Source organism: Burkholderia anthinoferrum, from assembly GCF_002925705.1.
GTDB lineage: Bacteria > Pseudomonadota > Gammaproteobacteria > Burkholderiales > Burkholderiaceae > Burkholderia > Burkholderia semiarida.
In genome coordinates this window covers 101,712-127,336 of the sequence record NZ_LFZP01000004.1, presented here as the reverse complement: position 1 = coordinate 127,336, position 25,625 = coordinate 101,712, and the positions used below count along the sequence as shown (strand labels likewise).

The following is a 25,625-nucleotide window of genomic DNA, read 5'->3' as shown; positions in this document are numbered from 1 at the left end:
AACCACGGCCTCACGTATTCGGGCCACCCGGTGGCGGCGGCCGTCGCGGTCGCGAACCTGAAGCTGCTGCGCGACGAAGGGATCGTCGAACGCGTGAAGACCGACACGGGCCCCTACTTCCAGGCGCTGATGCGCGAAACCTTCGCACGTCATCCGATCGTCGGCGAAGTGCACGGCCACGGGATGGTCGCGAGCCTGCAACTGGCCGAAGCGCCGGCCGAACGCCGCCGCTTCGCGAACGGCGGCGACGTCGGCACGATCTGCCGCGACTTCTGCTTCAACGGCAACCTGATCATGCGCGCGACCGGCGACCGGATGCTGCTGTCGCCGCCGCTCGTGATCTCGCGCCAGGAAATCGACGAGCTCGTGTCGAAGGCGAAGAAGGCCGTCGACGCCACCGCCCAGCAACTGGGTATTTCGTAACGGTTTTGCCTACAGGCGTGCGGCGGGCGCCGCACGCCGCCATCATCCAGGGGAATTCCACCATGCGTGCCTGCTTACTTCGCCAAGCCTGTTCCATCGCGGCCCTTGCCGCAGTGGCCGCGTTCACGTCGGTCGCCAGCCCGTCGGCCCATGCCGAGGACCTGAACGTCTACAACTGGTCCGACTACATCGCGCCGGACACGATCCCGAACTTCCAGAAGCAGACGGGTATCCACGTCAAGTACGACAACTACGACAGCGACGACACGCTTCAGGCGAAGCTGCTGGCCGGCAGCTCCGGCTACGACATCGTCGTGCCGACGTCGAACTACATGGCCAAGCAGATCCAGGCCGGCGTGTACCAGAAGCTCGACAAGTCGAAGATCCCGAACCTCGCGAACCTCGACCCGCTGCTGATGAAGATGATCGCCGACGCCGACCCCGGCAACCAGTACGGCGTGCCCTGGGCGTACGGCACGGACGGCATCGGCTACAACGCGCAGGCGGTGAAGAAGGCGCTCGGCGACAAGGCGCCGGTCGACAGCTGGGCGCTGGTGTTCGACCCGGCCAACATGGAAAAGCTGAAGAGCTGCGGCGTGTCGTTCCTCGACCAGGCCGTGGACGTGTTCGCCGCCACGCTGCAGTACATGGGCAAGGATCCGAACAGCAAGAACCCGGCCGATTACCAGGCTGCGTTCGAGGTCCTGAAGAAAGTCCGCCCGTACATCACCCAGTTCAATTCGTCCGGCTACATCAACGACCTCGCGAACAACGACGTGTGCGTCGTGCTCGGCTGGTCGGGCGACGTCGGCATCGCGCACCGCCGCTCGGCCGAGGCGAAGCGCTCGTACGACATCAAGTTCGCGAACCCGAAGGAAGGCGGCCTGCTGTGGTTCGACGTGATGGTGGTCCCGAAGGATGCGCCGCACCCGGAAGCCGCGATGAAGTGGATCAACTACATTTCCGACCCGAAGGTCAACGCGGCGATCACCAACACGGTGTTCTACCCGACCGCGAACAAGGCCGCGCACCCGTTCGTCACGCCGGCCGTCGCGCAGGACCCGACCGTCTACCCGCCCGAAGACGTGCTGAAGAAGATGGTGCTGATGAAGCCGATGCCGGCCGACATCCTGCGCCTCGAGAACCGTCTGTGGGCGCAGTTGAAGACGGGCCACTGACCGCCATGCATCGCGGCGGCGCAGGCATCGCGGTACGCCTGCCCGCCTGAGATCCGCGGACGTCCGTCCGCCCGCGCGCCACGCGCGCGCTGTTCCATCCGGCACGAGCCGTTGCTCGCGAGTCGCGTTGCGCGCCTCGCGCGGGGACGCTCACGCCTGCAATCCGTGAAGAACGAATGGTGACTCCCATGCAATCGATACCCTCTTCCGCTGCCGCACGCCAGACCCAACCGGCCGCCGCGCCCCGTACGCAGAACGATGCATTCGTGCGCATCGAAAACGTCGTGAAGAAATTCGGCGACAGCACGGCCGTCGACAACGTGAACCTGACGATCGCGAAGAACGAGCTGTTCGCGCTGCTCGGCAGCTCGGGCTGCGGCAAGTCCACGCTGCTGCGCATGCTCGCCGGGCTGGAAACTGCCACCTCCGGCAAGATCTTCGTCGACGGCGAGGACCTCGCGTCGCTGCCGCCGTACCGCCGCCCGGTCAACATGATGTTCCAGTCGTACGCGCTGTTCCCGCACATGACGGTCGAATCGAACGTCGCGTTCGGCCTGAAGCAGGAAGGGACGCCGAAAGACGAGATCAAGGAGCGCGTGGCCGATGCGCTCGCGCTCGTGCAGATGAGCAAGTACGCGAAGCGCAAGCCGCATCAGCTGTCGGGCGGCCAGCAGCAGCGCGTCGCGCTCGCGCGTTCGCTGGTCAAGCGCCCGAAGCTCCTGCTGCTCGACGAGCCGATGTCCGCGCTCGACAAGAAGATCCGCCAGAAGACCCAGCTCGAACTCGTGAACATCATCGAGAAGGTCGACGTGACCTGCGTGATGGTCACGCACGACCAGGAAGAGGCGATGACGATGGCGAGCCGCCTCGCGGTGATGAGCGAAGGCAAGATCGTGCAGATCGGCTCGCCCGGCGAGGTCTACGAATACCCGAACAGCCGCTTCTCGGCCGAATTCATCGGCTCGACGAACCTGTTCGAAGGGCGCGTGGTCGAGGACGAGCCCGATCACATCTTCGTCGAGAGCGACGACCTCGAAGCCCGCATGTACGTGAGCCACGGCGTGACCGGCCCGCTCGGGATGCCGGTCGGCATCTCGGTGCGCCCGGAGCGCATCCACGTGTCGCGCGAGAAGCCGGGCTCGAAGCACAACTGGGCGCGCGGCGTCGTCACCGACATCGCGTACATGGGCAGCTATTCGCTGTATCACGTGCGTCTGCCGAGCGGCAAGACGGTGGTGTCGAACCTGTCGAGCTCGCACCTGATGAACGACGGTGCGCCGGCGTGGAACGACGACGTGTTCGTGTCGTGGTCGCCGGCCAGCGGCGTCGTGCTGACGCAGTGAGGACGCCACGATGAGAACCTCCGCTTCCACGCCTTCCGCGCCGGTGTCGACCGGCGCCGCGCGCACCGGCGCGGGCCGCGCCCGCCCGGGCCGCTTCGCCGCGCTGTCGCGCTTGCTGCCGTCGGGCCGCACCGTCGCGATCGGCGTGCCGTTCCTGTGGCTGGCCGTGTTCTTCGCGCTGCCGTTCGTGCTGGTGCTGAAGATCAGCTTCGCCGACCAGGTGATGGGCATCCCGCCGTACACGTCGCTCGTCGAGATCAAGGACGGCGTCGTGTACTTCGCGCTGCAACTGTCGCACTACGCGTTCCTGCTGCAGGACGACCTGTACATCGCGACCTACCTCAGCTCGCTGAAGATGGCCGCCGTGTCGACGGTGCTGTGCCTGCTGATCGGTTACCCGATGGCGTACTACATCGCGCGCTCGGAGCCGAACCGCCGCAACGTGCTGATGATGGCCGTGATGCTGCCGTTCTGGACGTCGTTCCTGATCCGCGTGTACGCATGGATCGGCATCCTGAAGGACGACGGCCTGCTGAACCACACGCTGATCGCGCTCGGCATCATCCACACGCCGCTGCGGCTCTACCACACCGATGCGGGCGTCTACATCGGGATGGTCTATTCGTACCTGCCGTTCATGGTGATGCCGCTCTACGCGCACCTCGTGAAGATGGACCTGACGCTGCTCGAGGCCGCGTACGACCTCGGTGCGAAGCCGTGGGTCGCGTTCACGCGCATCACGCTGCCGCTGTCGAAGAACGGGATCATCGCCGGCAGCCTGCTGGTGTTCATCCCGGCGGTGGGCGAGTACGTGATCCCGGAGCTGCTTGGCGGCGCCGACACGCTGATGATCGGCCGCGTGATGTGGGATGAATTCTTCAACAACATGGACTGGCCGATGGCGTCCGCGGTGACGGTCGCGATGGTGCTGCTGTTGCTGGTGCCGATGGCGCTGTTCCAGTACTACCAGGTCAAGGAACTGGGAGACGCGAAATGATCAAGCCGAACAAACCGCTGTCGACGGGCGTGCTCGCCTTCGGCTTCCTGTTCCTGTACATCCCGATCATCAGCCTCGTCGTGTACTCGTTCAACGAATCGAAGCTGGTGACGGTGTGGTCGGGCTTCTCGCTGAAATGGTACGCGGCGCTGCTGGACGACGACGAGCTGCTCAACTCCGCGTGGCTGTCGCTGAAGATCGGTCTCCTGACGGCCACCGCGTCGGTCGTGATCGGCACGTGGGCGGGCTTCGTGCTCGCGCGCTTCGGCCGTTTCAAGGGCTTCACGCTGTACACGGGGATGATCAACGCGCCACTGGTGATTCCGGAGGTGATCCAGGGGATCTCGCTGCTGTTGCTGTTCGTCGCGCTCGAGCAGATGTTCGGCTGGCCGAAGGGGCGCGGGATGGTGACGATCTGGATCGGCCACGTGATGTTGTGCGTGTCGTACGTCGCGATCATCGTGCAGTCGCGCGTGAAGGAGATGAACAAGTCGCTCGAGGAGGCCGCGCTCGACCTGGGTGCGACGCCGCTGAAGGTGTTCTTCGTGGTGACGCTGCCGCTGATCTCGCAGGCGCTGCTGTCGGGGTGGCTGCTGTCGTTCACGCTGTCGATCGACGATCTGGTGCTGTCGGCGTTCCTGTCCGGGCCCGGCTCGACGACGCTGCCGCTGGTGGTGTTCTCGCGCGTGCGGCTGGGCTTGAACCCCGAGATGAATGCGCTGGCGACGCTGTTCATCACGGCCGTGACGATCGGCGTGATCGTCGTGAACCGGATGATGATCGCGCGCGAGCGGCGCCGGATGGCCGACTTGAAGGCGGCGTTCGCGGCGGCCTGACGGCCCGCCGCCTGCTTCGACGACAACAAGCACTGCAGACAAGCAACACGCGCTGCCCCAGGGGGGCGCGCGATTCGATCCCGATTTGACAGGCGCACGACTAGGAGAATCCGCAATGAAGAAGAAACTGATCTGCCTGCTGGTGGCCGGCGCGTTGCCGGGCGTCGCGCTGGCCGGTTCGACATCCGCCGAAATCAAGGCGCTGCAGGCGCAGGTCGCGGCGCTGCAGAAACAGATGAAGGCGATGCAGGCGCAGCTCGCCGCGAAGCCGGTCGGGGCGGCGGCCGTCGCGGCGTCCGGCGCGAGCGGCGGCATGGCCGGCGGCGGCAGCGGCGGCAGCGCCGTCGCGGTCGCGGCCGATCCGGGCTCGCCGGATTACGGCCGCGCGCGCGCCATGCTGACCAACGACGAGGTCAGCGAAATGAAGCAGCAGATCGCGAACCAGCAGTTGAAGGTCGACTCGCTGACCGACGCGGCCAACACCGGCCCGCTCGCCGGCCTGTCGGTCACCGGCTACATCGATCCGACCTACGTCTACAACCGCGCGGCCGGCACGTCGTCGTTCCTGTTCGCGAACCACGAGAACGCGTACAACTATTTCAACAGCACGTTCGGCGATCTCTACCTCGACATCAAGAAGACGTTCGGCGTCGGCCCGATGGCGCCGTCGGCCGAGATCACGCTGATGCCGAACCGCGGCAACGGCATCACGCTGCTGCAGAACTCGCGCGGCTCGATCACCGACAACCTGCTGAACACGGCGGTCGTCAACGTGCCGATCACCGCGTCGACCACGCTGGTGGCCGGCCTGATCCCGAGCTTCGGCGGCTACGAGGTGCAGCAGTCGAACCAGATGCTCACGCTCACGCACAACCTGCTGTACGATTTCTCCGATCCGGGCAGCTACGTCGGTGTCGGCGCGAACTACACGAAGGGCGCCTGGGCGTGGAAGTTCTTCCTCGGCAACGAGCAGTACCGCACGTACGGTTCGGTCACGCAGACGGGCACCAACGCGCTCGGCGATCCGATCACCACCAGCAACAAGGTGCCGACCTTCACCGCGCGCGCGGACTACACGTGGTCGAGCGCGCTCGACATCGGCGGCTCGTTCAACATCGGGCGGCAGACGCTGGCGAGCGCGATCGACGATCAGGGCAACGTCCACTACGGCCCGGGCGGCGCGGCGCCGAGCGGCTACGGTTCGTTCTTCTTCGGCGAACTCGACGCGACCTACACGCTCGCCGACGTTCAGTACAACGCCGAAGTCGACTACGGCCGGCAGCAGCATGCGGCGTTCAACGGCGGGCTCGCGCAGTGGTACGGGCTGTCGCTGCTCGCGCACCGCAAGTTCAACGCGCCGGTGGTCGGCCGCATGGGCGTGACGCTGCGCTACGACCTGCTCGCGAACTCGAAGAACGGCGGCGGCGGCGGCGGCATCGCGCTGAACGGCAACGGGATGGACCCGAGCAACGGCTTCGGCGTCGACGCGGACTGCCTCGCGATGTCGAAGGCCGGCGGCGGCCTGGGCTTCGAGTGCAAGGGCGCGGTGCGCCAGGACGTCGCGCTCGACCTGCTGTTCTATCCGACCCAGCAGATCACCGTGAAGGTCGAATACCGGCATGACTGGGCGAACAACAAGGTGTTCCTGCGCAACGACGGGTCGTACGGCAAGTCCAACGACCTGCTCGCGACGCAGTTCATCTATTCGTTCTGATGCGGCACGCGCGGGGCGCCGTGCCGCACGCACGGCGTCCCGCGCCGTTTTTTGGGTGGCCGCGCGCAGCGCGCGGCCTTGTCGAGGGAGTCGGTTTCATGACGCAGTCTTTCACCCGCCGCGCCGATGCGCTCGCGCGCGACTCGTACTACGAAGCAACCGCCGCGCGGCCCGCGGCGGACGATCCGACGCTCGAAGCGGCGATCGACGTCGACGTGTGCGTGATCGGCGCCGGCTTCGCAGGCCTGTCGACGGCGCTCGACTGTCGCGCGCGCGGGCTGTCCGTCGCCGTGATCGATGCGCACCGGCCCGGCTGGGGCGCATCGGGCCGCAACGGCGGCCAGGCGATCACGGGCTTCGCGAAAGACGAAGCGATCGAGCGGCAGCTCGGCGCCGACGGCGCACGCGCCGCGTGGTCGCTGTCGCTCGACGGCGTCGCGCTGATCGCCGAGCGCATCGCGCGCTACGGAATCGACTGCGACTTCACGCGCGGCTACCTGACGGTCGCGACGAAGCCGCGCCGCATCGACGACCTGCGTGCGTGGATGAACGCCGCGACGTCGCGCTGGGGCCATCCGTCGCTCGCGTGGCTCGATACCGGTGAGATCCAGGCGCGCATTGCATCGACGCGCTATCTGGCCGGCGTGCACGATCCGCTATCGGGCCATCTGCATCCGCTCAAGTACTGCCTCGGGCTCGCCGATGCCGCGCGCCGCGAGGGCGTCGCGCTGTATGCGCACACGCCCGCGCTCGACGTCGTGCGCGGCGCGCGGCCCGTCGTGCGCACGCCGTCGGGCGAGGTGCGTTGCCGCTTCGTCGTGTCGTGCTGCAACGCGGGCCCCGGCGGCGTGCTGCCGGCGGCGACCGCCGCGCGCATCGCGCCGATCGCGTCGTACATCATCGCGACCGAGCCGCTCGGCCGCACGCGCGCCGACGCGCTGATCGCCCGACGCGAAGCCGTGTGCGACAACAATTTCTTCCTCGACTACTTCCGCCTGTCGGCCGACCACCGGATGCTGTTCGGCGGCCGCGCGAATTCGGCCGGCGCGTCGCCCGCCGCGCTCGCCGAAGCGATCCGGCAGCGCATGGCCGGCGTGTTCCCGCAGCTCGGCGACGTGCGCGTCGAGCACGCGTGGGGCGGCTTCGTCGACGTCACGCGCAACCGCGCGCCGGACTTCGGCGCGATCGATCCGAACTTCTTCTACGTCCAGGGCTTCAGCGGGCACGGCGTCGCGCTCACCGGCATCGCCGGGCGCGCGGTCGCGGGCGCGATCGCGGGCGACACGCGCGCGTTCGACCTGTTCGCGCGCCTGCGTCACCGGCGCTTTCCCGGCGGCGACGCATGGCGGCAGCCCGCGCTCGAGCTCGGCATGCTGTACCACCGCATACGCGAGCTGTTCTGAGCCCTTTCACTCCGCGCTTCCTATCATGCAGACATTCGCCAACCAGCCGCACGTCGCGTCGTACTACGCGGCGACCGCCAACGATACGACCCGCCACGCGCCGCTCGCCGGCACGACCGACGCCGACGTGTGCGTGATCGGCGCGGGCCTCACCGGCCTGTCGGCCGCGCTCAACCTCGCCGAGCGCGGCCATTCGGTGACCGTGCTCGAAGCGTCGCGGGTCGGATGGGCGGCGAGCGGCCGCAACGGCGGCCAGTTGATCGGCGGCTTCGCGTGCGACATCGACACGTTCGCGCGATTCATGCCGGAAGGCGACGTGAAGCGCATCTGGGACATGGGGCTCGAAACGCTGTCGCTCGTGAAGTCGCGCATCGCGCGGCACGGCATCGACTGCGCGCTGATGCCCGGCTACCTGACCGCGGCCAACACCGAGCGCGACGCCGATGCGCTGAAGCGGTGGCGCGACGAAGCCGCGAAGCGCTTCGGCTACGACCGCTTCCACTTCGTCGAAGCCGACGCGCTCGGCGACTACGTGCAGTCCGAACGCTATCGCGGCGGCCTGTACGACCCGGACAGCGGCCACCTCCATCCGCTGAACTACACGCTCGGCCTCGCGCGGGCGGCAACCGAAGCAGGCGTGCGTATTCACGAGGACAGCTGCGTGACGCGCGTGCGCGACGTGTCCGGCGGCCACGTCGTCGAGACGAGCGGCGGCAACGTGCGTGCGCGCTTCGTCGTGCTCGCATGCAATACATACGTCGGCACGCTCGCGCCCGCGCTGGCGAGGAAGATCATGCCGGTGGGCACCTACGTGATCGCGACCGAGCCGCTCGGCCAGGCGCGCGCCGACGCGCTGATGCCCGCGCGCGCGGCGATCTGCGACAGCCGCTTCGTGCTCGACTATTTCCGGCCGGCGCCGGACACGCGGCTCGTGTGGGGCGGCAAGGTCAGCTATTCGACGCGCGAGCCGCGCGATCTCGCCGCGGCGATGCGCGCGGACATGCTGAAGACGTTCCCGCAGCTCGCGGACGTGAAGGTCGATTATGCGTGGGGCGGCTTCGTCGACATCACGATGAACCGTGCGCCGCATTTCGGCCGCATCACGCCGACGACGTACTTCGCGCAGGGGTTTTCAGGGCACGGCGTGAACACGACCGCGCTTGCGGGCAAGCTGATCGCCGAAGCGATCGACGGACAGGCGAGCCGCTTCGATCTGTTCGACAAGATCCGGCATCGCGACTTCCCCGGCGGCGAGGCGCTGCGCACGCCGGCACTGGTGCTCGCGATGAGCTGGTACCGGCTGCTGGATGCGTTCGGCGTGCATTGAGCGTGATTGCGCGGCACTGGATTGCGATACGGCCGTGAGCGCGAAAACGCGGCAAGCACACACCGCGCGCGCACATGGTGCAGCCGTTCGGCCGGATTGCATGCAGGCGGCACGACGGGCGCATGAAGCGCCCGCGCGCCCTGCGCCGCTCAGTCCGTGCCGTACTTCGGCGAATGCGGACCGTACAGCAGCCCGTTCGGCGGACCGGCCGACAGCAGTCGCGTGCTGGTGTACGCCGCAACGTCGTGGCTCTGGTCCATCAGCGTGTTCGCGATCTGCTTGACCGCGGCCACCACGAGCATGCCGATCAGGCTGCCGCCGCCGTTGTTATTGCCTTCGTCGCTGCTCGCGCTCGCGCGGCCCTGCCACAGCACGTCGCCGGTACGCAGGTCGACGAGCTTCGCCGATGCCGACACGACCGTCGCGCTCGCGAGAACCCGGTAGACGGTGCCGTACTGCGACACCTTCGAATACAGCGCGGCGTCCGCGCCGAAGATCTCGCGCAGCTTCGCGGGTGATGTCTCCTGGATCTCGGCCGGGTTGGTCAGGCCGTTCTGCTTGAACGTCTCGTCCATCACGGCGACGGGCACGACGTAATAGCCCGACTCGGCGAGCGGCAGCGTCATCTGCGACAGCAGCCCGTAGGTCGCGCCCACGTCGGACGTCTCGTTGAGCGGCGGCAGCACGAGGATCGAGCGCGGCTGGCTCTTCTTGAACGCCGTGTAGTCGGGCCGTTTCACCGGTTGCGCGCACGCGCTCAGCAGCGCGACGAGCGACAGCACGGACAGCAGCTTGAATGAGAGTGTCTTGAACATGGCGGGTGCGTCGCTCACTGTTTGGCGGTGGTCGGATCGGCGTTCTTCTGGCCGGCGACCGTCTGGTCGACCGCCTTCTGGCCGGCCGCCTTCGGGTCGGCGGCCTTCGGCGCACCGGTTTTCTTCTTCAGCAGGAAGTCCATGTAGGTCGCGGACTCCGGAAACAGCTGTTTCTCGGCCTGCAGTTCCTGTTCGGCCTGCTGCTCGCTGCCGATGCTCGCGTACAGCATCCCCAGATGCGCGTGGAAGCCCGGCGGCGGCGTATGGCCCTTGCCGCGAATCTCCTGCAGCGCTTTTTCGAGCGCGTCGATCTGCTCCTGCGGCGACTTCTGCCCCTTGAAGTATTCGTACACCTGCGGCTGATAGCCGGTCCACTGATAGAGCGGCGGCGTGGAGCTCGCGCAGCCGGCGAGCAGCAAGGCGGCGGCCGTCGCCGGCAGCCAGTTACCCCGTTTCATGGTCTTTTCTCTTGTGATGTCGTGTTGAATCGGTCGAGCGCGCGGCGCCGGCCCCGGCGCCCGCTGCGGCGGGTTGCGACGCTTACTGCGCGACCTTCAATGCGCCGGCGTCGACCTGCTCCGCCAGATGGTTCACGGCTTCCTGGATCGCGAGATCCAGCACCTTGCCGTTGAGCGTCGAGTCGTAGCCGGCCGTGCCGCCGAAGCCGATCACCTCGCGGTTCGACAGGCTGAACTCGCCCGCGCCCTGGCTCGATGCGACGACTTCCGACGTCGTCGTGTCGACGATGTTCAGGTTGACCTTCGCGTACGCGACCTGCGTCTTGCCGCGGCCGAGAATGCCGAACAACTGATGATCGCCGACGTCCTTGCGGCCGAACTCGGTCACGTCGCCGGTGACGACGTAGTTCGCGCCCTTCACGGCCTGCGCCTTCTTCATGAAGCCCGCTTCCTGCTTGATCTCGTCGAGGTTCTCGCGATCGAGCACGTTGAAGCGGCGGCTCTGCTGCAGGCGCGTGACGAGGATCGTCTTCGCCTGTCCGCCGAGGCGGTCGATGCCGTCGGAGAAGATGCCGCGCATGTAGCTCGAACGGTTGTCGAACTTGCCCACGGCGATCGCGACGGGCTTGCCCGCGTACGGCTTCTGCGCGCTGCTGACGGCCGGCACGTCGAGCGTGCGCGACGATTCGGTCGCGCAGCCGGACAGCGCCGCGACGACCGCGGCCGCCACGAGGACGGTGCGTCGTGTCTGAATGTTCACTGCTGGTCTCCTTGCGTGGAAAGATGGCCCGGAACGGGCATGCCGGCTCACAGGCTGACTGAAGAGCCGGCGGTTGATGCGGTGATCGAAACGGCCTGGGCGTGCTTCGGCGCGCGCGACTTCATCGCCCGGACGGCGACGGAGAGGGCGGCATGCGAAGAGAAAATGCGCGCAACGGATCGGTCGCGGCAAGATGCGAACGCGCGGCGCATGAATCGGCGCCCCCACGTGCGCCCGCTACGCGATGATTCTGGTTACTGCGCTGTTGTTCGCGCATGATCGGCCCCGTATATGATTTTTGTGGATCATACCAAGCCTGATTATTGAGACGGTATTTCTTGAGAAGAATGGACGTGCTTTCCGAATCGTCGGCCAGCGCGTGATATACGACGCGCCGACCGAGCATGGGTGCAACGCGCACGGCGGCCCCGCGAGCCGGCGCGCCCGGTGCGTCCCAGGATGTGTTCACGCCCTAGTCGGCCACCTTCTGCCGCATCGTCACGAATTCCTCGGCCGCGGTCGGATGAATGCCGATCGTGTCGTCGAACTGCGCCTTCGTCGCGCCCGCGCGAATCGCGATCGCGATGCCCTGGATGATCTCGCCCGCATCGCGGCCGACCATGTGCGCGCCGACCACGCGCTGGCTGTCGCGCGCGACGACGAGCTTCATCAGCGTGCGCTCGTCGCGGCCCGACAGCGTGTGACGCAGCGCCTTGAACGACGTGCGGTAGATATCGACGTCGCCGTGCGCGTGACGCGCATCGGCCTCGGTCAGGCCGACCGTCGCGACCTCCGGCTGGCTGAACACGGCCGACGGCACGTACGCGTGATCGACCGCCACGCGCGAGCCGCCGAACAGCGTGCGCGCGAGCAAGCCGGCGTCGCGCGTCGCAACCGGCGTGAGCTGCGGCCGCGACGTGACGTCGCCGATCGCGTGGACCGACGGCACCGACGTCGCCGAATACGCATCGACGGCGATCGCGCCGCGCGCATCGAGCAGGATGCCCGCCTGCTCGAGCCCGATCCCGTCGACGTTCGGCACGCGCCCCGTCGCATAGAGCACCTGATCGTACGGCCCGTGCCGCGCGTCGCCGACGCGCACGAACAGCGTGCCGTCGCTCGCGCGCTCGATCGATTCGATCACCGCGCGCGGGTGAATCGTGACGCCCTGCTTCGTCATCTCGTCGGTCAGGAACTGGCGCACGTCGTCGTCGAAGCCGCGGAGGATTTTTTCGCCGCGATAGAACACGTCGACGTGACTGCCGAAACCGTTGAAGATGCCCGCGAACTCGACCGCGATATAGCCGCCGCCGACCACCGCGATGCGCTTGGGGCACGTCGCGAGCGACAGCGCCTCGCGCGACGTGATCGCGTGTTCGATGCCGGGACGCGGCGGCAACACCGGACGCGAGCCGGTCGCGATCGCGATGTGGCGCGCACGGATCGTGCGCGCGCCGACCGCGACCGTGTGCGCGTCGACGAGCGTCGCGCGGCCGGCGTGCATGTCGACGCCGGATTGCCGCAGCAGGCTGATGTAGATGTCGCTCAACCGGTTGATCTCGCGATCCTTCGCGGCGATCAGCGCGCGCCAGTCGAGCGTGCCGGCGCCGAAAGTCCAGCCGAAGCCCTTCGCATCGTCGACTTCATGCGGGTAGTGCGACGCGTAGACGAGCAGCTTCTTCGGGATGCAGCCGCGCAGCACGCAGGTGCCGCCGATCTGCTCTTCTTCCGCTATGCCGACGCGTGCGCCGTATGACGCGGACATGCGCGCGAGCCTCACGCCGCCCGAGCCGGCGCCGATGACGAACAGGTCGTAGTCGAAATCCATCGCATTCCCTCATCGCAGTTCGGATGGGGGCACGATAGCAAGATTCGGGGATTCGTGCGGCGCATGGCGCGCGCGATAAAAAACGGCGAGAGACGACGCCTCTCGCCGGTCAAACCGGCTGGCGGTTGTGCCATGCGTCACCGATCGACCGCATGCCCGACCTGCCGGTTGCGCGGCACCGGCCGGCCCGGGCGCGCGAAGGGCGCGCCCGCGGCCGGACCGGCCGCCATGCTCATGCCTGCGACGTGTCGCTGCCGTCCGTCGCCTGCGTATCGTCTGCCTGCTGCGGCTGCTCGTCCTTCTTCTCGAGCATGCCTTCGATCGCCTCGGCGCCCTTGAAGCCGGCGACGGCCGCGGCCGCCTTGGTCAGCAGGCCCGCATCCGGGTCCAGCTTTTCCACGCCTTCGACGGCGGCCACTGCGCCGGCGATTTCACCCACGACATTCAGGATACCCATCGTCATCCCCTTTCAAGAAAATCGTGAGCGCATCGTCCCACGAAAGAAACCGGCGAACCGCGTTTGTCATCGCCGGATACAGAAGTTACGCACCAGGCCGGCCGCGCTCGCGGAGCGCGATCGGAACGACGCACGCGCACGCCGGACGGCATGCCACGCGCGATGCACGCAGCGTAGCGGAAAGCCTGCGCGCGTACTGTAAAAGTATGTTCTGGATTGCCGACGGATCGCTTACGGCGCGGGACTGCCGCAATGGAGCGTTCGCCGAATAGTCGGGCGCGCGCATGAAGGTCGCGCGACGAAAAAAAAAGAGGCTCCGCGGAGCCTCGTCGATGCGCGCCGGACGAAGCCGGCGCATGCATTTTCCGACGTTCGTCAGAAGATATTGCGCAGGCCGATCGCGATGCCGGTCTGGTTGCTGCGGCCCGGCAGCTCGACGTTCGCCGCGCCGTTCGTCTTGTTGAAGTCGACGGTGCCGTAGATTTCGGTGCGCTTGCTCAGCGCGTACTCGGCGATGCCGACGATCGCGTAGCGGTTGCCGCTCGCGAGCGTGCCGTTCGTGGTCATCGCATTGCGCATGTGGTCGTAGTAGAACGCGCCCGTCAGCGTCAGCGGCGCGCTGACCTGCCAGCTCACGCCGGCGAACGGACCGTCGTCGATGCGGCCCGTGCCTTTCGCGACCGGGATCGACTGCTGCGCGAGCAGGCTGTCGACGAAACCCGTGTCGTCCTTCGAGCGCAGGTAGCCCGCGTAGATCTTCGCCTTGCTGAACGCGTACACGACGTTCGCGTGGTAGATCGTCTGCTTGCGCGCCGAGTTGTCGCTGTTCTGCTGCGCGCCGGCCGCGATGCTGAGCGGGCCCATCACGTACGACAGCGACACGCCCCATGCATTGCCCTTGCCGAGCGAGCCCGGAATCTGGCCCGAGAAGCCGCCGACGCCGGTCGATTCGTAGTTGGTGCCGGTCGAGTACATCGCCTTCGCGGTCAGGCCCGCGAACGTGCCCGTGTACTTGATCTGGTTGTCCGCATACAGGCCGCCGCCGAGGGCGACCGGCAGCCACGCGTTTTCGAGGTAGTTGCCGACGGTGAGCGGATCGTAGGTGTCCGCCAGCAGGTCGAACAGCGGCGTCTTCTGGCGGCCGAGCGTCACCGTGCCGTACGGGCTCTGCAGGCCGACGTACGCCGCGCGGTTGAACAGGCGGCCGCTGTCGGCGAATGCGCCGTTCTGCAGGTTCACGCCGCTCTCGAGGTTGAACACGGCCTTCAGGCCGCCGCCGAGGTCTTCCGTGCCGTAGATGCCGAAGCGGCTGTTCGTGATCGCGCCGTTGCTCATCGACAGCAGGCCGTCGTTCTTGGCGTTGGCGTTGGTCAGGTAACGAATGCTGGCGTCGGCGACGCCCCACAGCGTGACCGAGCTTTGTGCTGCTGCGTACTGGCTGGCGAAGGCCAGCGCCGCGCCCCCTGCGATAGCGGCGAGTCGGGTGGTCTGCTTCATGAGCGTTCCTTTTTTAGGTGTCTCCATTCGTGACCGGCCGCGTGCGCAGCCGGGTGGCGATCGCACACGTTCATGGCGCGCGCGATGTGGGCTGAATCATAAGACGAGTGCGAACGCTGAAAGAAATTGAAATACGCGGCAAGCGCGCGATTGTCGTCCGGGAGCAACGTTTCCCGCGCGGGGCCTGGCTCGCGCGGTGGGTGGACGGGAGGTGGCGGTGCGCGGCGGCGCCGGCGGACGAGTACGGCGCTGCGAGGTGCGACGATGGTGCGGTGCGGTCACGCGGATTGCGGCGAAAGAGCCGGCGAAATCGTTGCGCGGGCTGCCGCTTGCTGTCCGCTGCTTGCCGATTGCCGCCTGCCGCCTGCCGCTTGCCGCTTGCCGCTTGCCGCTTGCCGCTTGCCGCTTGCCGTCAGGCCGTTTGCGTCGCCCCGTCGCTGCCGGTGCCCGCGTCGCCGTTACCGTCCTCGCTCCCCGCACCGCCGTTCCCCGCGCGCCGCCACGCCCGCCGCACGATCTCCGCGAACGCGCCGACGAGCAGCAGCACCGCGCCCCACAGCGCGATGTCCGGCACGAGCCGCGTCACGAGGCCGCCGACCACCGCGCCGGCCAGGAAACAGAAACTGATCGTCGCGAGCAGCGCCGAGTCGTGCAGCGCGCCGGCGTCGTAGCGCGGGATCAGCCCGACGAACAGCTTCTGCGCGGCACGCCGCAGGTTGCCGGTCGTCATCACCGACGTGTACGACAGTTCCTCGAGATGCGTGAACGACAGCGTCTGCAACGTCGCGACGAACGAGATGCCCGGAATCAGCCATGCGCTCGACGCACCGACGAGGCCGCTCGCGGCGACGCCGAGAAACGCGATCTCGACGATGAGGCTCACGAACGCCGTATGACGCATCCAGCCGCGCCGCGCGGCGAGGCCGAACAGATGCGCGACGAAGACCGCGAGCACGAAGCCGCCGAGCGGGGGCACGTGGTGCAGCGCGGCGGCCCATTCGCCGGCCGACAGGTTGATGCCGAGCAGCGCGACGTTGCCGGTCATCGTGTTCGCGAACACGTGGCCGTGGCCGACGTAGGTGTACGCGTCGAGATAGCCGCCGGACAGCGTCAGCAATGCGGCGACAGTGAGATTGCGGCTGGCGCCGTCGAGATCCATCGATCCTCCGTGGTGTGCGCGGCGGGCGGCGCGAATGTCGGTCGTGCCGGCAGGCGCGGCGCGCCGCCGGCACTGCGCGGCCGGGCTTCGCCGCCTGCCGTGCGCCAATATAACGTGCGCCACCGGGCGCCGTGCGTCGCACTAGCCGCTGAACCGTCGCGCGCAACGGCCGGCGACACGCGACACGCCAGTCACTGCCCGATGCCCGTGAGCCCGATCAACGCACCGCCCGCGAGCAGCCACAGCGGATGAATGCGCGTGCGCCACGCCAGCACCGCGCATGCGGCCGTGATGCCCCACTGGATCGCGGTGCGGTTCGACGCATCGGAAATCAGCACCGCGCTTGCCGCGACGAGCCCGACCGTCACCGGCATCATCCCCTGCTGCACGTAGCGGCGCCACGGCCGGTCGCGAAAGCGCTCCCACGCATGCAGCGCGAGCACGGTGACGATCGACGACGGCCCGAACTTCGCGAGCGACGCGACCAGCAGCCCGGCCCAGCCGGCCACGTGCCAGCCGACCAGCGACACGATCATCATGTTCGGCCCCGGCGCCGCCTGGGCCAGCGCGAACAGCGCGGTGAACTCGTGCGCGCTCATCCAGTGATGCACGTCGACGACCTGCCGCTGCATCTCCGGCAGGATCGTGTTGCCGCCGCCGAACGCGAGCAGCGACAACTGGCTGAAGATCGTCGCGATGGCGATCAGCGTGTCGCTCATGGCCGGCGCTCCTGTTGCCCGTGGGGCGAATCGTGCGAATCGTGCGTGCCCCGCGCGGCAGCCGGCGCCGGCCGCGGCGTGCCGGCCGCGCGGCGGCGCGACGCGAGCCAGATGCTGACGGGCGTCAGCACCAGCATCGTGGTCAGGAGCGGCATGCGCAGCACCGCGATCGCCACGAACGCGAGCACCGCGATCGCGGCCGCCGCGCGCGGCGCCTGAAGCAGCGGCTTCGCGACCTTCACGGCCATCGCGACGAGCAGGCCGGCCGCCGCGGCCGCGAGCCCCGCGAACAGGTGCTGCACGCGCGGATCGTTCTGCGTCTTCGCGTACAGCACGCCGAGCGCGACGACGACGAGCGTCGGGCCGGCGATCAGCCCGAGAATGCCGGCGAACGCGCCGGCCACGCCGCGAAAGCGCATGCCGACGGCGACCGACAGGTTGATCACGTTGCCGCCCGGCAGGAACTGGCAGAGGCCGAGCAGATCGGTGAATTCGTCGGCGGAGAGCCACTTGCGCTCGTCGACGATCGTGCGCCGCGCGAACGGCAACGCGCCGCCGAACGACATCAGGCCGAGCGACAGGAAACCGGTGAACAGCTCGGTGAGACCGACGCTGCGGGGGGACGCGGCAGGCGGCGGCGAGGCCGGCGGGAAGGCGGATTGCATGGGGCTCCTCATCAAGCGGTGAACCGAGGTTACCGCTGTTCGGGATGCCGTCAAAACGATTTTATCGGCGCGTCCTTGTGATCTAGAATCACAAGCATGGCACGCGATCTCCCACCCTTTTCCGCGCTTCGGGCCTTTGAAGCCGCGGCACGACATGAAAGCTTCAGCGCCGCGGGCGACGAACTGCATGTGACCCACGGTGCCATCAGCCGGCAGATCGCCGGGTTCGAGGCATGGCTCGGCAAGCCGGTGTTCCATCGCCACGGCAAGCGCGTGAAGCTCACCGACGAAGGCCGCCGCTACCTGGACACCGTGCGCGCGGCGTTCGACAGCATCGCGCACGCGACCGAACAGTTGCGCAGCACCGGCGCGGCGCGCGTGCTGCGCATCAATGCGCTGCCGACCTTCGCGATGAAATGGCTGCTGCCGCGCCTGTCGCGGTTCCAGCGCGACGTGCCGAACGTCGAGCTGAAGCTGTCGACGTCGAACGCGCCGCTCGACACGCTGAACGGCTTCGACGTCGCGATCCGCCGCGGCCCCGGCCACTGGCCGAATTGCACGAGCGGCCACTTCCTCGACGAAAGCGTGATCCCGGTGTGCAGCCCCGCGCTGCTCAAGCGCGCGCCGATTACCCGCGCGGACGATCTCGCGCGGCACGTGCTGCTGCATTCGGATACGCGACCGGAAGGCTGGCGCGACTGGTTCGCGGCGGCCGGCGTGACGATGAAGGGGCGCAAGCGGCAGTCGTTCGACCACTTCTACCTGGCGCTGCAGGCGGCCGTCGACGGGCTCGGCGTCGCGCTCGGCCCGTTGCCGCTGATCGACGACGAGCTCGCGAGCGGGCGCCTCGTGATGCCGCTGCCCGGCCCGCGCATCGCGACGCGCAGCTACTGGTGGATCGCGCCGGGCGCGCCGGCCGACGATCCGCTCGTCGCCCAGTTCTGTGCGTGGCTCGCCGCGCAGTCGAATGTGAACGCATGATGCGCGGTGCCGCCGACACCTGACCGAATCGGCCGCGCGCACGTTGCACGAATGAAACCGATCGGCCTGCGGCGCGTGCGATTCCCCAGCGGAATCGCGGCCGCGTGCGCCGTGAGCCGCCCCCGTCATCCCGCCATCGCCCGCCCGCCGGGCCCGCCGCCGGCCAGCCCGCGCCGCGCCGTGTTGCACGACTGAAACATTTGCGCGCGCACACCGTCGCCGACGGCCCCACGCGGTCCTCCCTGCCCCTGTTTGCGCGGCTCTGCGCGCGTTGGCCCGTTGCTTGCTGATGCAGCGGTGCAGACAACGACACTGCACGGGCCGGCGGCTCGATGCAGGCGACGAACAATCATCAAGCGGGTCGGGGAAATCATGTCGAATCTCATATCGGCCGTCACACGGCTGCTGTCCTGCATCACTGCTCCTGTCACGCATCCGCTGATGCCGGCGGCGCGGCTTCGCACCGTCGCCGTCCGATGCGCGCACACGGCCCACACCGTTACCCGAAGTCACGACGCGCCGATCCGATAGGCGAATCCCGGAAATCCCTCGCCGCGCGCATGCGCGCCGCGCCGAGTCGTGCCGCTCGCCAGGGCGGCGCCGCCCGCGTGCCGACGCGCACGCGAGCGGCAACGGCCACGGCTCGCGCGGTACGCGCTGCAGCAGCGGCCGGCTGCCCGGCCGCGCGCCCGATTCCGCACGACGACACAAAGGAGGTGCCCGCCCAGCAAGCGACCCGATTCCGACACGACCAGAAGACGCATCGCGCGCTGACGATCGAGATCCCGTCCCGAACGGCTCGACGCACCGGCCGCACATTCCAGCTCTCAAGGGAGAACTGCATCATGAAGCACTCCGTACTGACCCACGCGGCGCTTGCCGCATCGCTCGCCTGCACGGCCCTCTCGGCATCGGCCGGACAGACCACCACGACGTTCGGCGTATCCGCCACCGTCAACGCAACGTGCCTGATCGACTCGGCCGGCGCGCTGACTTTCCCCGCCTACACACCGGGAACCGGCGATCAATCGGCGCAGTCCGCGATCACGGTCCGCTGCACGAACGGGACGAACTTCAACATCGGCCTGAATGCGGGCACGACGTCCGGCGCCACGGTCGCCAACCGCATCATGACGAGCGGCTCGAACCAGCTCAACTACTCGCTGTACCAGGATTCGAACCGCACGGTCGTGTGGGGCAACACGCCGCCGAGCGATACCGTCAACGGCACCGGCCAGGGGATGGCGATGGCGCAGGCGATCACCAAGACCGTGTACGGCAAGGTGCCGGACCAGCCCAATGCGGTGCCGGGCAGCTATGCGGACACGGTGACGGTCACCGTCACGTTTTAGTGCCGCGCGGAGGGCGTGCGGCAGCGCAGATGCGCGCCCTCCCGACCGGCAGACGTCGAACATCCAGCAGCGCCCCCCTGGAGGTGGATCCGTGATGAAACCGAACGTGTACAAACTCGCGACCTGGCTCGCGGCCGTGACGCTCGCCGCCGCCTCCGCCGACAGCCGGGCCACCGACTTCACCGTGTCGCCCGTGCGCGTCGAGCTGTCGGCCGCGCAACGCAGCGTCGCGCTGACGGTGCGCAACGAATCGCCCGACCAGCCCGTGATCGTCCAGCTGCGCACCGTCGCGTGGTCGCAAAACGCGGGCGACGACGTCTATGCGTCGACCGGCGACCTGATCGCCGCGCCGCCGATCTTCACGATCGCGCCCGGCAGTGCGCAGGTCGTGCGCGTCGGCCTGCGGCATCCGCCCGCCGCTGACCGCGAAACCAGCTACCGGCTGTATCTGCAGGAGATTCCGCCCGCGCCGAAGCCCGGTTTCACCGGCGTGCAGATCGCGCTGGAAATGAGCCTGCCGATCTTCGTGAAGCCGGCCGTCGACACCGCCCCGCGGCTGCGCTGGAGCGCGGAGCCGCGCCCGGGCGGCTCGGGCACGCTCGCGTTACGCGTGACCAACGACGGCACCGCGCATGCGCAGGTGGCGAACCTCGCGCTGCTCGCGCCGGGCAGCGATCGCCCCGTCGCCACGCATGCGGAATTCGCGTACGTGCTGCCCGGCCAGTCGCGCGAACTGACGTTCAAGCCCGGCGCCGGAACCGCGCCGGCCGTTGCCTCCGGCATGCACCTGATCGGCTACTCCGATGCGGGCGACATCGATACGACGCTCGCGCCGAACGCGCGCTGACGCGGCGCTGCTGATCGCGATTCTCATGAGCGCGCAGACCCCACACGCACAAGAACGTCTCGTCGCGGCACCGGCCGCCGCGGCCGCGCAGGCGTCGCATGGCGCGGCGGGCGGCCCGGCCGAGCTGCTGTACCAGGTCGACATCAACCGCCAGGGCCTCGACGAAACCGCGTTGCTGATCAAGGCGGCCGACGGCGCGTTCTACGTGTCGGCCGACGACCTGAAGCGCTGGCGGCTCAGGCGGCCGGACGTCGCGCCGCTGGCCGGCAACGACACGCCGTACTACCCGCTGAACGCGATCGCGGGCCTCACGTACACCGTCGACGAGCAGAATCTGACGATGGCGATCAGCGCTCCGGCCCAGGCATTCGTCGGCGCGACCTTCGACGAGACCGAGCGGCACCGCGCGTCGGCCGTCGAGCCGGGCATCGGCGGCTTCTTCAACTACGACCTGCTTGCCGAACAGGCCGCGGGCCAGACGCACGGCTCCGGACTGTTCGAGCTTGGCTTCTTCAACCGCTTCGGCGTGGGCGTCGGCACGTTTCTCGCGGACGAAGCGGGCCCGACGCGGCGCCTCACGCGCCTCGAAACCACGTGGACGACCGATCGGCCCGGCCATCTCGCGAGCCTGCGCATCGGCGACGCGATCAGCCGGGCGGGGATGTGGGGCCGCGCGGTCCGCTTCGGCGGCATCCAGTACGCGACCAATTTCGCGACGCAGCCGGGGCTCGTCACGATCCCGCTGCAGGGCGTGAGCGGGCAGGCCGTGCTGCCTTCGACGGTCGACGTCTACGTCAACAACGCGCTGACGTCGACGCGCGAGGTCGCCCCCGGCCCGTTCGCGATCAACAACGTGCCGGTGGTGACCGGCCAGGGCGACGTGCGGGTCGTGGTGCGCGACGTGATGGGTCGCGAGCAGGTGATCACGCAATCGTTCTACGCAAGCGCGAATCTGCTGAAGCGGGGGATGCAGGATTTCTCGTACGAGATCGGCAAGGAGCGGCGCGATTTCGGCCTCGCGAGCAACGACTACGGGCGCTGGTTCGCCAGCGCGACGCACCGGATCGGCATGACCGACCGGTTCACCGGCGAGATCCACGCGGAAGCCGAAGCGTCGCGGCAAAACGTCGGCGTCGGCGGCGTGGTGCTGGCCGGGCCGCTCGGCGTCCTCAACGCGGCGGCGGCGGCGAGCCGCAGCGCCGGTGGCGCGGGCGCGCTGGCGACGATCGGCGCCGAGAGCCAGGCCGGCCTCGTGGAGATCGGCGCGCACGCGCAATGGGCGACCCCGCATTTCGCGCAGATCGGGCTCGAGCCGGGCAGGCTCGCGCCGAAGCTGCTGACGAGCGTCAACGTCGGCCTCGGGATGGGCCGCTTCGGCTCGCTCGGGCTCGCGCACGTGTTCCTCGACGATCGCGACGGCTACAAGACCCAGTTGCTGTCGCTCAGCTACAGCGCGCAGCTCGGTCGCTTCGGCTTCGCCAACGTCAGCGTCAGCAAGCCGCTGAGCGGCGCTGGCGCGACGATCGTCGGCGTCGCGTGGACGATTCCGGTCGACAACCGCACGAGCGCATCGGTCACGATGATGCACCAGCAGGGCCGCACCGAAATGCTCGCGCAACTGCAGCGCAGCCTGCCGGTCGGCGAAGGTTTCGGCTACGCGCTGCAGGCCGGCAACGATACGCAGGACGCGAGCGCGACGCTGCAGACGCGCACCGGCACCTACAGCGTCGAGGCGGCGGCGTATCGCGGCCGCGCCGGCGTGCGCGCCAACGTCGCGGGCGGCGTCGCGTTCGTCGACGGCACCGCGCGCCTGTCGCGGCAGATCACCGACAGCTTCGCGCTGGTCAAGGTGCCGGGCTTCGCCAACGTCGGCATCCTCGCGGACAACCAGCTCGTCGCGCACACGGACGCGAGCGGCGTCGCGCTGCTGCCGCGGCTGCGCGCGTATGAAAACAACCCGATTTCGATCGAGCAGGCCGATCTTCCGTTCGACGCGACGATCGGCACGCTGAAGCTCGACGCGGTGCCCTACTTCCGCAGCGGCATGGCGCTCGTGTTCCCGATCACGCGCTCGCGCGGCGCGATGCTCACGCTCGATCTCGCGGACGGCGCGCACCTGCCGGCCGGCGCGATCGTCACGATCGACGGGCGGAAGGACGCGTTTCCAGTCGGCCGCGACGGCGTCGTGTACGTCACCGGACTGTCGGAGCAGAACCGCCTGCATGCGGCGTGGCGCGACCGGCAGTGCGACGTGACCGTGCGCTTTCCCGCCGGTGACGATCCGCTGCCGGACCTCGGCACCCATCTTTGCAAGGGAGTCACACCATGAGACATCGCAAGCATGCCGGGCGGCCGGTCCGGCTCCCGCGCGTTCGCGCGACGGCCGCGACCTCCGCGGCGTCCGCCGCGTTCGCGTTGTTCGCCGCCGGCGCCGCGCTGATGGCCGTGCCGGCCGCGCGCGCGGCGACGACGTGCACGATGGCGGCACCGTCGTCGATGGTGTTCGGCACGTACGACACCATCAACGCGGCGACGTCGGCCGTCACCGTCTCGGTGAACTGCACCGGCAGCGGCAACGCGACGCCGACGGTCACGGCGAGCGCGGGCGGCGGCACGTTCGCGAACCGGCTGATGACGCGCACCGGCGACACGCAGACGCTCGGCTACAACCTGTATCTCGACAGCGCGCACACGTCGGTCTGGGGAGACGGCACGAGCGGCACGTCGACGATTTCATGGGGCAAGATCACGGGCGCCGGCGCATTCAGCGCGACCGTGTACGGGCTGATCCGCGGCGGCCAGAACGCCGTGCCGGGCAGCTACGCGGACCACAACATCACGATCCTGTTCAACTACTAGGCGAGCCAACGGCGCGTGCGTCGCGCATGCCGCCATCGACCACCATCACGGACTCGGACAACGGGGGCAGACATGAATCGAACCCAGACAGCGAGCGCCGCCGCAGCGCGGCGCGCCCGCGGACGGACCGGTGCGGCGCCACTCGCGCCATGCGGTGCGGGCCGCGCGCGCGGGCTGCTGGCCGCACTGGCCGCGCTCTCGATCGCGCTCGTCGGCGCGGTGCCCGGCCCGAGCGCCGCGAAGCAGGCCAGCCGCCCGGTGCAGGTCGGGGCAACGGTCCAGGCGTATGCGCGGCTGAACGCGACCCATCCGGCGAAGCTCGTGATCGCGAACAAGGACACGAGCATCGGCTACCTGGCCGTGCCGAACGCGAACAACCCGTCGGGGACGACCCTCGCGGTCCAGACCAACGACCGGGCCGGTTATACGGTGCGCGTACAGGTTGCCGCCGCGAGCCTGTCGCAGTTCAGTTCGATCGAGATCAGCGGCTTCGGCGGCAAGGTGGTGCTGCCGGGAACGGGCGGCACGATCAACGTGCCGTATACGGCGCTGAACACGACGTTTACGCTGACCTATCGGTTCGTGTTCGCGCCGAAGGCGAAGGACGGAACCTTTGCGTGGCCACTCACGTTTTCGGTGCAGCCGAATCCGTGATGGCCGATGCGCCGGCCTCCCCCGCGCCTCACACCACCGGCCCCGGCTCCTTCTCCTTGCGCAGGATCGCGTACAGGATGATCGCGCCGAACGTCGCGGTGCCGATCCCGCCGAGCCCGAAGCCGCCGATCTTCAGCGAGAAGTCGCCGGCGCCGAGCACCAGCGTGACGGCCGCGACGATCAGGTTGCGGTTGTCGGAGAAGTCGACCTTGTTGACGACCCAGATCCGCGCGCCCGTCACCGCGATCAGCCCGAACACCACGATCGACACGCCGCCGAGCACGGGGCCCGGGATCGTCTGGATCACCGCGCCGAACTTCGGCGAGAAGCCGAGCCCGATCGCGATCAGCGCGGCGACCGCGAACACCAGCGTCGAATAGATCCGCGTGACGGCCATCACGCCGATGTTCTCCGCGTAGGTGGTCACGCCCGTGCCGCCGACGCTGCCCGACACGATCGTCGCGAGCCCGTCGCCGATGAACGCGCGGCCGACGTAGCGGTCGAGGTTGGTGCCCGTCATCGCGCTGACGGCCTTGATGTGGCCGAGGTTCTCCGCGACCAGGATCACCGCGATCGGCGCGAGCATCAGCATCGCGTGCGGATCGAACACCGGCGCGCGAAAGCCCGGCACGCCGAACCACGCGGCATGCGCGACGATCGCGAAATCGATCGGCTTGCCGAAGCCCATCCCGTTGGTCGCGATCGCGTAGATCACGTACGCGATCACGAGCCCGACGAGGATCAGCAGGCGCTGCACCGTCCCGCGCGCGAACACCGCGACGCCGCCGACGCACAGCACCGTGACGAGCGCCATCACCGAATCGAAGGTCGAGCCCGACACGCCCTTGACCGCGATCGGCGCGAGGTTCAGCCCGATCACCGCGACCACCGCGCCGGTCACGACGGGCGGCATCAGCGTCTCGATCCAGCGCGTGCCGATCGCCTGCACGAGCGCGCCGAGCGCCACGTACACGACGCCGCACGCGACGATCCCGCCGAGCGCGACCGGAATGTTCGGGTTCGGGCCGCTGCCGCCGTAGCCAGTCACCGCGATCACGAGGCCGATGAACGCGAAGCTCGAGCCGAGGTAGCTCGGCACGCGCCCGCCGACCAGCACGAAGAACAGCAGCGTGCCGATGCCCGACATGAAGATGCACAGGTTCGGGTCGAAGCCCATCAGCAGCGGCGCGAGCACGGTCGAACCGAACATCGCGACGACGTGCTGCACGCCCATCGCGACCATCTGCGGCCACGCGAGACGTTCGTCGGGGCCGACCACGCGCGAGGCCGCGCCGGTCGGTTGGACCCGCCAGCGCGGGAAGTAGGAATCGGACATGGGGAAAGCGCTCCTGT

General features: G+C 68.5%; 25 protein-coding genes. 14 read left to right on the top strand and 11 right to left on the bottom strand.

The window, feature by feature from the left end; translation table 11 throughout:
• The 8 genes from C5F75_RS02510 to C5F75_RS02475 all read left to right on the top strand — a co-directional run.
• On the top strand, positions 1 to 423 hold a 423-nt coding region (locus C5F75_RS02510; RefSeq protein ID WP_124864465.1), incomplete at its 5' end, for an aminotransferase class III-fold pyridoxal phosphate-dependent enzyme.
• A gap of 62 nt (positions 424 to 485) precedes the next feature.
• Positions 486 to 1,601 carry a polyamine ABC transporter substrate-binding protein gene (locus tag C5F75_RS02505; RefSeq protein ID WP_059583859.1) on the top strand — a complete coding sequence of 372 codons (1,116 nt, stop codon included), beginning with the start codon at positions 486 to 488 and terminating at the stop codon, positions 1,599 to 1,601.
• A 188-nt stretch (positions 1,602 to 1,789) separates the two neighbouring features.
• A complete protein-coding gene (locus C5F75_RS02500) occupies positions 1,790 to 2,944 on the top strand; it encodes an ABC transporter ATP-binding protein (protein WP_059583861.1) in 1,155 nt (384 codons plus the stop codon).
• 10 nt (positions 2,945 to 2,954) lie between these two features.
• Complete coding sequence (locus C5F75_RS02495) at positions 2,955 to 3,941, top strand: ABC transporter permease subunit (protein ID WP_059583863.1); 987 nt, start codon at positions 2,955 to 2,957, stop codon at positions 3,939 to 3,941.
• The gene (locus tag C5F75_RS02490; protein ID WP_059583866.1) at positions 3,938 to 4,777 is read left to right on the top strand and encodes an ABC transporter permease subunit; all 840 of its coding nucleotides are present in this window, start codon (positions 3,938 to 3,940) and stop codon (positions 4,775 to 4,777) included. Before C5F75_RS02495 ends, C5F75_RS02490 begins: the two co-directional genes overlap by 4 nt.
• A 115-nt stretch (positions 4,778 to 4,892) precedes the next feature.
• Entirely contained in the window at positions 4,893 to 6,491 is a 1,599-nt protein-coding gene (locus C5F75_RS02485; RefSeq protein ID WP_059583868.1) for a DUF3138 family protein, read from the top strand.
• Between the two features lie 98 nt (positions 6,492 to 6,589).
• Positions 6,590 to 7,894: an NAD(P)/FAD-dependent oxidoreductase gene (locus tag C5F75_RS02480; protein ID WP_059584023.1), complete on the top strand. Its 1,305-nt coding sequence runs from the start codon at positions 6,590 to 6,592 to the stop codon at positions 7,892 to 7,894.
• A gap of 25 nt (positions 7,895 to 7,919) precedes the next feature.
• Positions 7,920 to 9,221, top strand: coding sequence for an NAD(P)/FAD-dependent oxidoreductase (locus C5F75_RS02475; protein WP_059583870.1), 1,302 nt, complete (start codon positions 7,920 to 7,922; stop codon positions 9,219 to 9,221).
• A 149-nt stretch (positions 9,222 to 9,370) separates the two neighbouring features.
• Here the strand turns inward: C5F75_RS02475 and C5F75_RS02470 are convergent, their stop codons facing one another.
• From C5F75_RS02470 to C5F75_RS02420, 10 genes are all read right to left on the bottom strand, one after another.
• Complete coding sequence (locus C5F75_RS02470) at positions 9,371 to 10,036, bottom strand: DUF799 domain-containing protein (RefSeq protein ID WP_059583871.1); 666 nt, start codon at positions 10,034 to 10,036, stop codon at positions 9,371 to 9,373.
• 14 nt (positions 10,037 to 10,050) lie between these two features.
• The gene (locus C5F75_RS02465; RefSeq protein WP_059583873.1) at positions 10,051 to 10,494 is read right to left on the bottom strand and encodes a DUF4810 domain-containing protein; all 444 of its coding nucleotides are present in this window, start codon (positions 10,492 to 10,494) and stop codon (positions 10,051 to 10,053) included.
• A gap of 82 nt (positions 10,495 to 10,576) precedes the next feature.
• The gene (locus C5F75_RS02460; RefSeq protein ID WP_185716591.1) at positions 10,577 to 11,248 is read right to left on the bottom strand and encodes a CsgG/HfaB family protein; all 672 of its coding nucleotides are present in this window, start codon (positions 11,246 to 11,248) and stop codon (positions 10,577 to 10,579) included.
• Positions 11,249 to 11,375: 127 nt separating this feature from the next.
• The gene (locus tag C5F75_RS36155; protein ID WP_124658818.1) at positions 11,376 to 11,723 is read right to left on the bottom strand and encodes a hypothetical protein; all 348 of its coding nucleotides are present in this window, start codon (positions 11,721 to 11,723) and stop codon (positions 11,376 to 11,378) included.
• Between the two features lie 3 nt (positions 11,724 to 11,726).
• A complete protein-coding gene (gene gor, locus C5F75_RS02455; protein WP_059583875.1) occupies positions 11,727 to 13,082 on the bottom strand; it encodes a glutathione-disulfide reductase in 1,356 nt (451 codons plus the stop codon).
• Positions 13,083 to 13,314: 232 nt separating this feature from the next.
• Positions 13,315 to 13,539: a hypothetical protein gene (locus tag C5F75_RS02450; protein WP_059584024.1), complete on the bottom strand. Its 225-nt coding sequence runs from the start codon at positions 13,537 to 13,539 to the stop codon at positions 13,315 to 13,317.
• Between the two features lie 375 nt (positions 13,540 to 13,914).
• The gene (locus tag C5F75_RS02445) at positions 13,915 to 15,036 is read right to left on the bottom strand and encodes a porin (protein ID WP_059583877.1); all 1,122 of its coding nucleotides are present in this window, start codon (positions 15,034 to 15,036) and stop codon (positions 13,915 to 13,917) included.
• A 412-nt stretch (positions 15,037 to 15,448) separates the two neighbouring features.
• On the bottom strand, positions 15,449 to 16,195 hold the full coding sequence (locus C5F75_RS02435; RefSeq protein ID WP_060010296.1) for a YoaK family protein: 747 nt from the start codon (positions 16,193 to 16,195) through the stop codon (positions 15,449 to 15,451).
• 191 nt (positions 16,196 to 16,386) lie between these two features.
• Positions 16,387 to 16,914, bottom strand: coding sequence for a chromate transporter (locus tag C5F75_RS02425; RefSeq protein ID WP_059583880.1), 528 nt, complete (start codon positions 16,912 to 16,914; stop codon positions 16,387 to 16,389).
• A complete protein-coding gene (locus tag C5F75_RS02420) occupies positions 16,911 to 17,579 on the bottom strand; it encodes a chromate transporter (protein ID WP_059583882.1) in 669 nt (222 codons plus the stop codon). Before C5F75_RS02420 ends, C5F75_RS02425 begins: the two co-directional genes overlap by 4 nt.
• Positions 17,580 to 17,675: 96 nt before the next feature.
• On the opposite strand from C5F75_RS02420, the gene C5F75_RS02415 reads away from it, so the two are divergent.
• From C5F75_RS02415 to C5F75_RS02390, 6 genes are all read left to right on the top strand, one after another.
• Positions 17,676 to 18,560, top strand: a complete 885-nt coding sequence (locus C5F75_RS02415) for a transcriptional regulator GcvA (RefSeq protein WP_059583884.1) — start codon at positions 17,676 to 17,678, stop codon at positions 18,558 to 18,560.
• Positions 18,561 to 19,405: 845 nt separating this feature from the next.
• Positions 19,406 to 19,912, top strand: coding sequence for a Csu type fimbrial protein (locus C5F75_RS02410; RefSeq protein WP_059583886.1), 507 nt, complete (start codon positions 19,406 to 19,408; stop codon positions 19,910 to 19,912).
• Positions 19,913 to 20,006: 94 nt separating this feature from the next.
• Positions 20,007 to 20,759: a fimbrial biogenesis chaperone gene (locus C5F75_RS02405; RefSeq protein WP_059583888.1), complete on the top strand. Its 753-nt coding sequence runs from the start codon at positions 20,007 to 20,009 to the stop codon at positions 20,757 to 20,759.
• A gap of 25 nt (positions 20,760 to 20,784) precedes the next feature.
• Positions 20,785 to 23,088: a fimbria/pilus outer membrane usher protein gene (locus C5F75_RS02400; RefSeq protein ID WP_226094051.1), complete on the top strand. Its 2,304-nt coding sequence runs from the start codon at positions 20,785 to 20,787 to the stop codon at positions 23,086 to 23,088.
• Positions 23,085 to 23,618: a Csu type fimbrial protein gene (locus tag C5F75_RS02395; RefSeq protein ID WP_226094052.1), complete on the top strand. Its 534-nt coding sequence runs from the start codon at positions 23,085 to 23,087 to the stop codon at positions 23,616 to 23,618. Before C5F75_RS02400 ends, C5F75_RS02395 begins: the two co-directional genes overlap by 4 nt.
• Positions 23,619 to 23,690: 72 nt before the next feature.
• Positions 23,691 to 24,272, top strand: a complete 582-nt coding sequence (locus C5F75_RS02390) for a hypothetical protein (RefSeq protein ID WP_081066434.1) — start codon at positions 23,691 to 23,693, stop codon at positions 24,270 to 24,272.
• A gap of 28 nt (positions 24,273 to 24,300) precedes the next feature.
• On the opposite strand, the gene C5F75_RS02385 is transcribed toward C5F75_RS02390, so the two are convergent.
• Entirely contained in the window at positions 24,301 to 25,608 is a 1,308-nt protein-coding gene (locus C5F75_RS02385; RefSeq protein WP_059583890.1) for a solute carrier family 23 protein, read from the bottom strand.
• Positions 25,609 to 25,625: the final 17 nt, after the last annotated feature.

Bases quoted from the DNA above. Each gene is read 5' to 3' on its own strand.
- C5F75_RS02505 (WP_059583859.1), top strand. From the start codon at position 486: ATGCGTGCCTGCTTACTTCGCCAAGCCTGTTCCATCGCGGCCCTTGCC.
- C5F75_RS02500 (WP_059583861.1), top strand. From the start codon at position 1,790: ATGCAATCGATACCCTCTTCCGCTGCCGCACGCCAGACCCAACCGGCC.
- C5F75_RS02495 (WP_059583863.1), top strand. From the start codon at position 2,955: ATGAGAACCTCCGCTTCCACGCCTTCCGCGCCGGTGTCGACCGGCGCC.
- C5F75_RS02490 (WP_059583866.1), top strand. From the start codon at position 3,938: ATGATCAAGCCGAACAAACCGCTGTCGACGGGCGTGCTCGCCTTCGGC.
- C5F75_RS02485 (WP_059583868.1), top strand. From the start codon at position 4,893: ATGAAGAAGAAACTGATCTGCCTGCTGGTGGCCGGCGCGTTGCCGGGC.
- C5F75_RS02480 (WP_059584023.1), top strand. From the start codon at position 6,590: ATGACGCAGTCTTTCACCCGCCGCGCCGATGCGCTCGCGCGCGACTCG.
- C5F75_RS02475 (WP_059583870.1), top strand. From the start codon at position 7,920: ATGCAGACATTCGCCAACCAGCCGCACGTCGCGTCGTACTACGCGGCG.
- C5F75_RS02470 (WP_059583871.1), bottom strand. From the start codon at position 10,036: ATGTTCAAGACACTCTCATTCAAGCTGCTGTCCGTGCTGTCGCTCGTC.
- C5F75_RS02465 (WP_059583873.1), bottom strand. From the start codon at position 10,494: ATGAAACGGGGTAACTGGCTGCCGGCGACGGCCGCCGCCTTGCTGCTC.
- gor (WP_059583875.1), bottom strand. From the start codon at position 13,082: ATGGATTTCGACTACGACCTGTTCGTCATCGGCGCCGGCTCGGGCGGC.
- C5F75_RS02450 (WP_059584024.1), bottom strand. From the start codon at position 13,539: ATGGGTATCCTGAATGTCGTGGGTGAAATCGCCGGCGCAGTGGCCGCC.
- C5F75_RS02445 (WP_059583877.1), bottom strand. From the start codon at position 15,036: ATGAAGCAGACCACCCGACTCGCCGCTATCGCAGGGGGCGCGGCGCTG.
- C5F75_RS02435 (WP_060010296.1), bottom strand. From the start codon at position 16,195: ATGGATCTCGACGGCGCCAGCCGCAATCTCACTGTCGCCGCATTGCTG.
- C5F75_RS02425 (WP_059583880.1), bottom strand. From the start codon at position 16,914: ATGAGCGACACGCTGATCGCCATCGCGACGATCTTCAGCCAGTTGTCG.
- C5F75_RS02420 (WP_059583882.1), bottom strand. From the start codon at position 17,579: ATGCAATCCGCCTTCCCGCCGGCCTCGCCGCCGCCTGCCGCGTCCCCC.
- C5F75_RS02415 (WP_059583884.1), top strand. From the start codon at position 17,676: ATGGCACGCGATCTCCCACCCTTTTCCGCGCTTCGGGCCTTTGAAGCC.
- C5F75_RS02410 (WP_059583886.1), top strand. From the start codon at position 19,406: ATGAAGCACTCCGTACTGACCCACGCGGCGCTTGCCGCATCGCTCGCC.
- C5F75_RS02405 (WP_059583888.1), top strand. From the start codon at position 20,007: ATGAAACCGAACGTGTACAAACTCGCGACCTGGCTCGCGGCCGTGACG.
- C5F75_RS02400 (WP_226094051.1), top strand. From the start codon at position 20,785: ATGAGCGCGCAGACCCCACACGCACAAGAACGTCTCGTCGCGGCACCG.
- C5F75_RS02395 (WP_226094052.1), top strand. From the start codon at position 23,085: ATGAGACATCGCAAGCATGCCGGGCGGCCGGTCCGGCTCCCGCGCGTT.
- C5F75_RS02390 (WP_081066434.1), top strand. From the start codon at position 23,691: ATGAATCGAACCCAGACAGCGAGCGCCGCCGCAGCGCGGCGCGCCCGC.
- C5F75_RS02385 (WP_059583890.1), bottom strand. From the start codon at position 25,608: ATGTCCGATTCCTACTTCCCGCGCTGGCGGGTCCAACCGACCGGCGCG.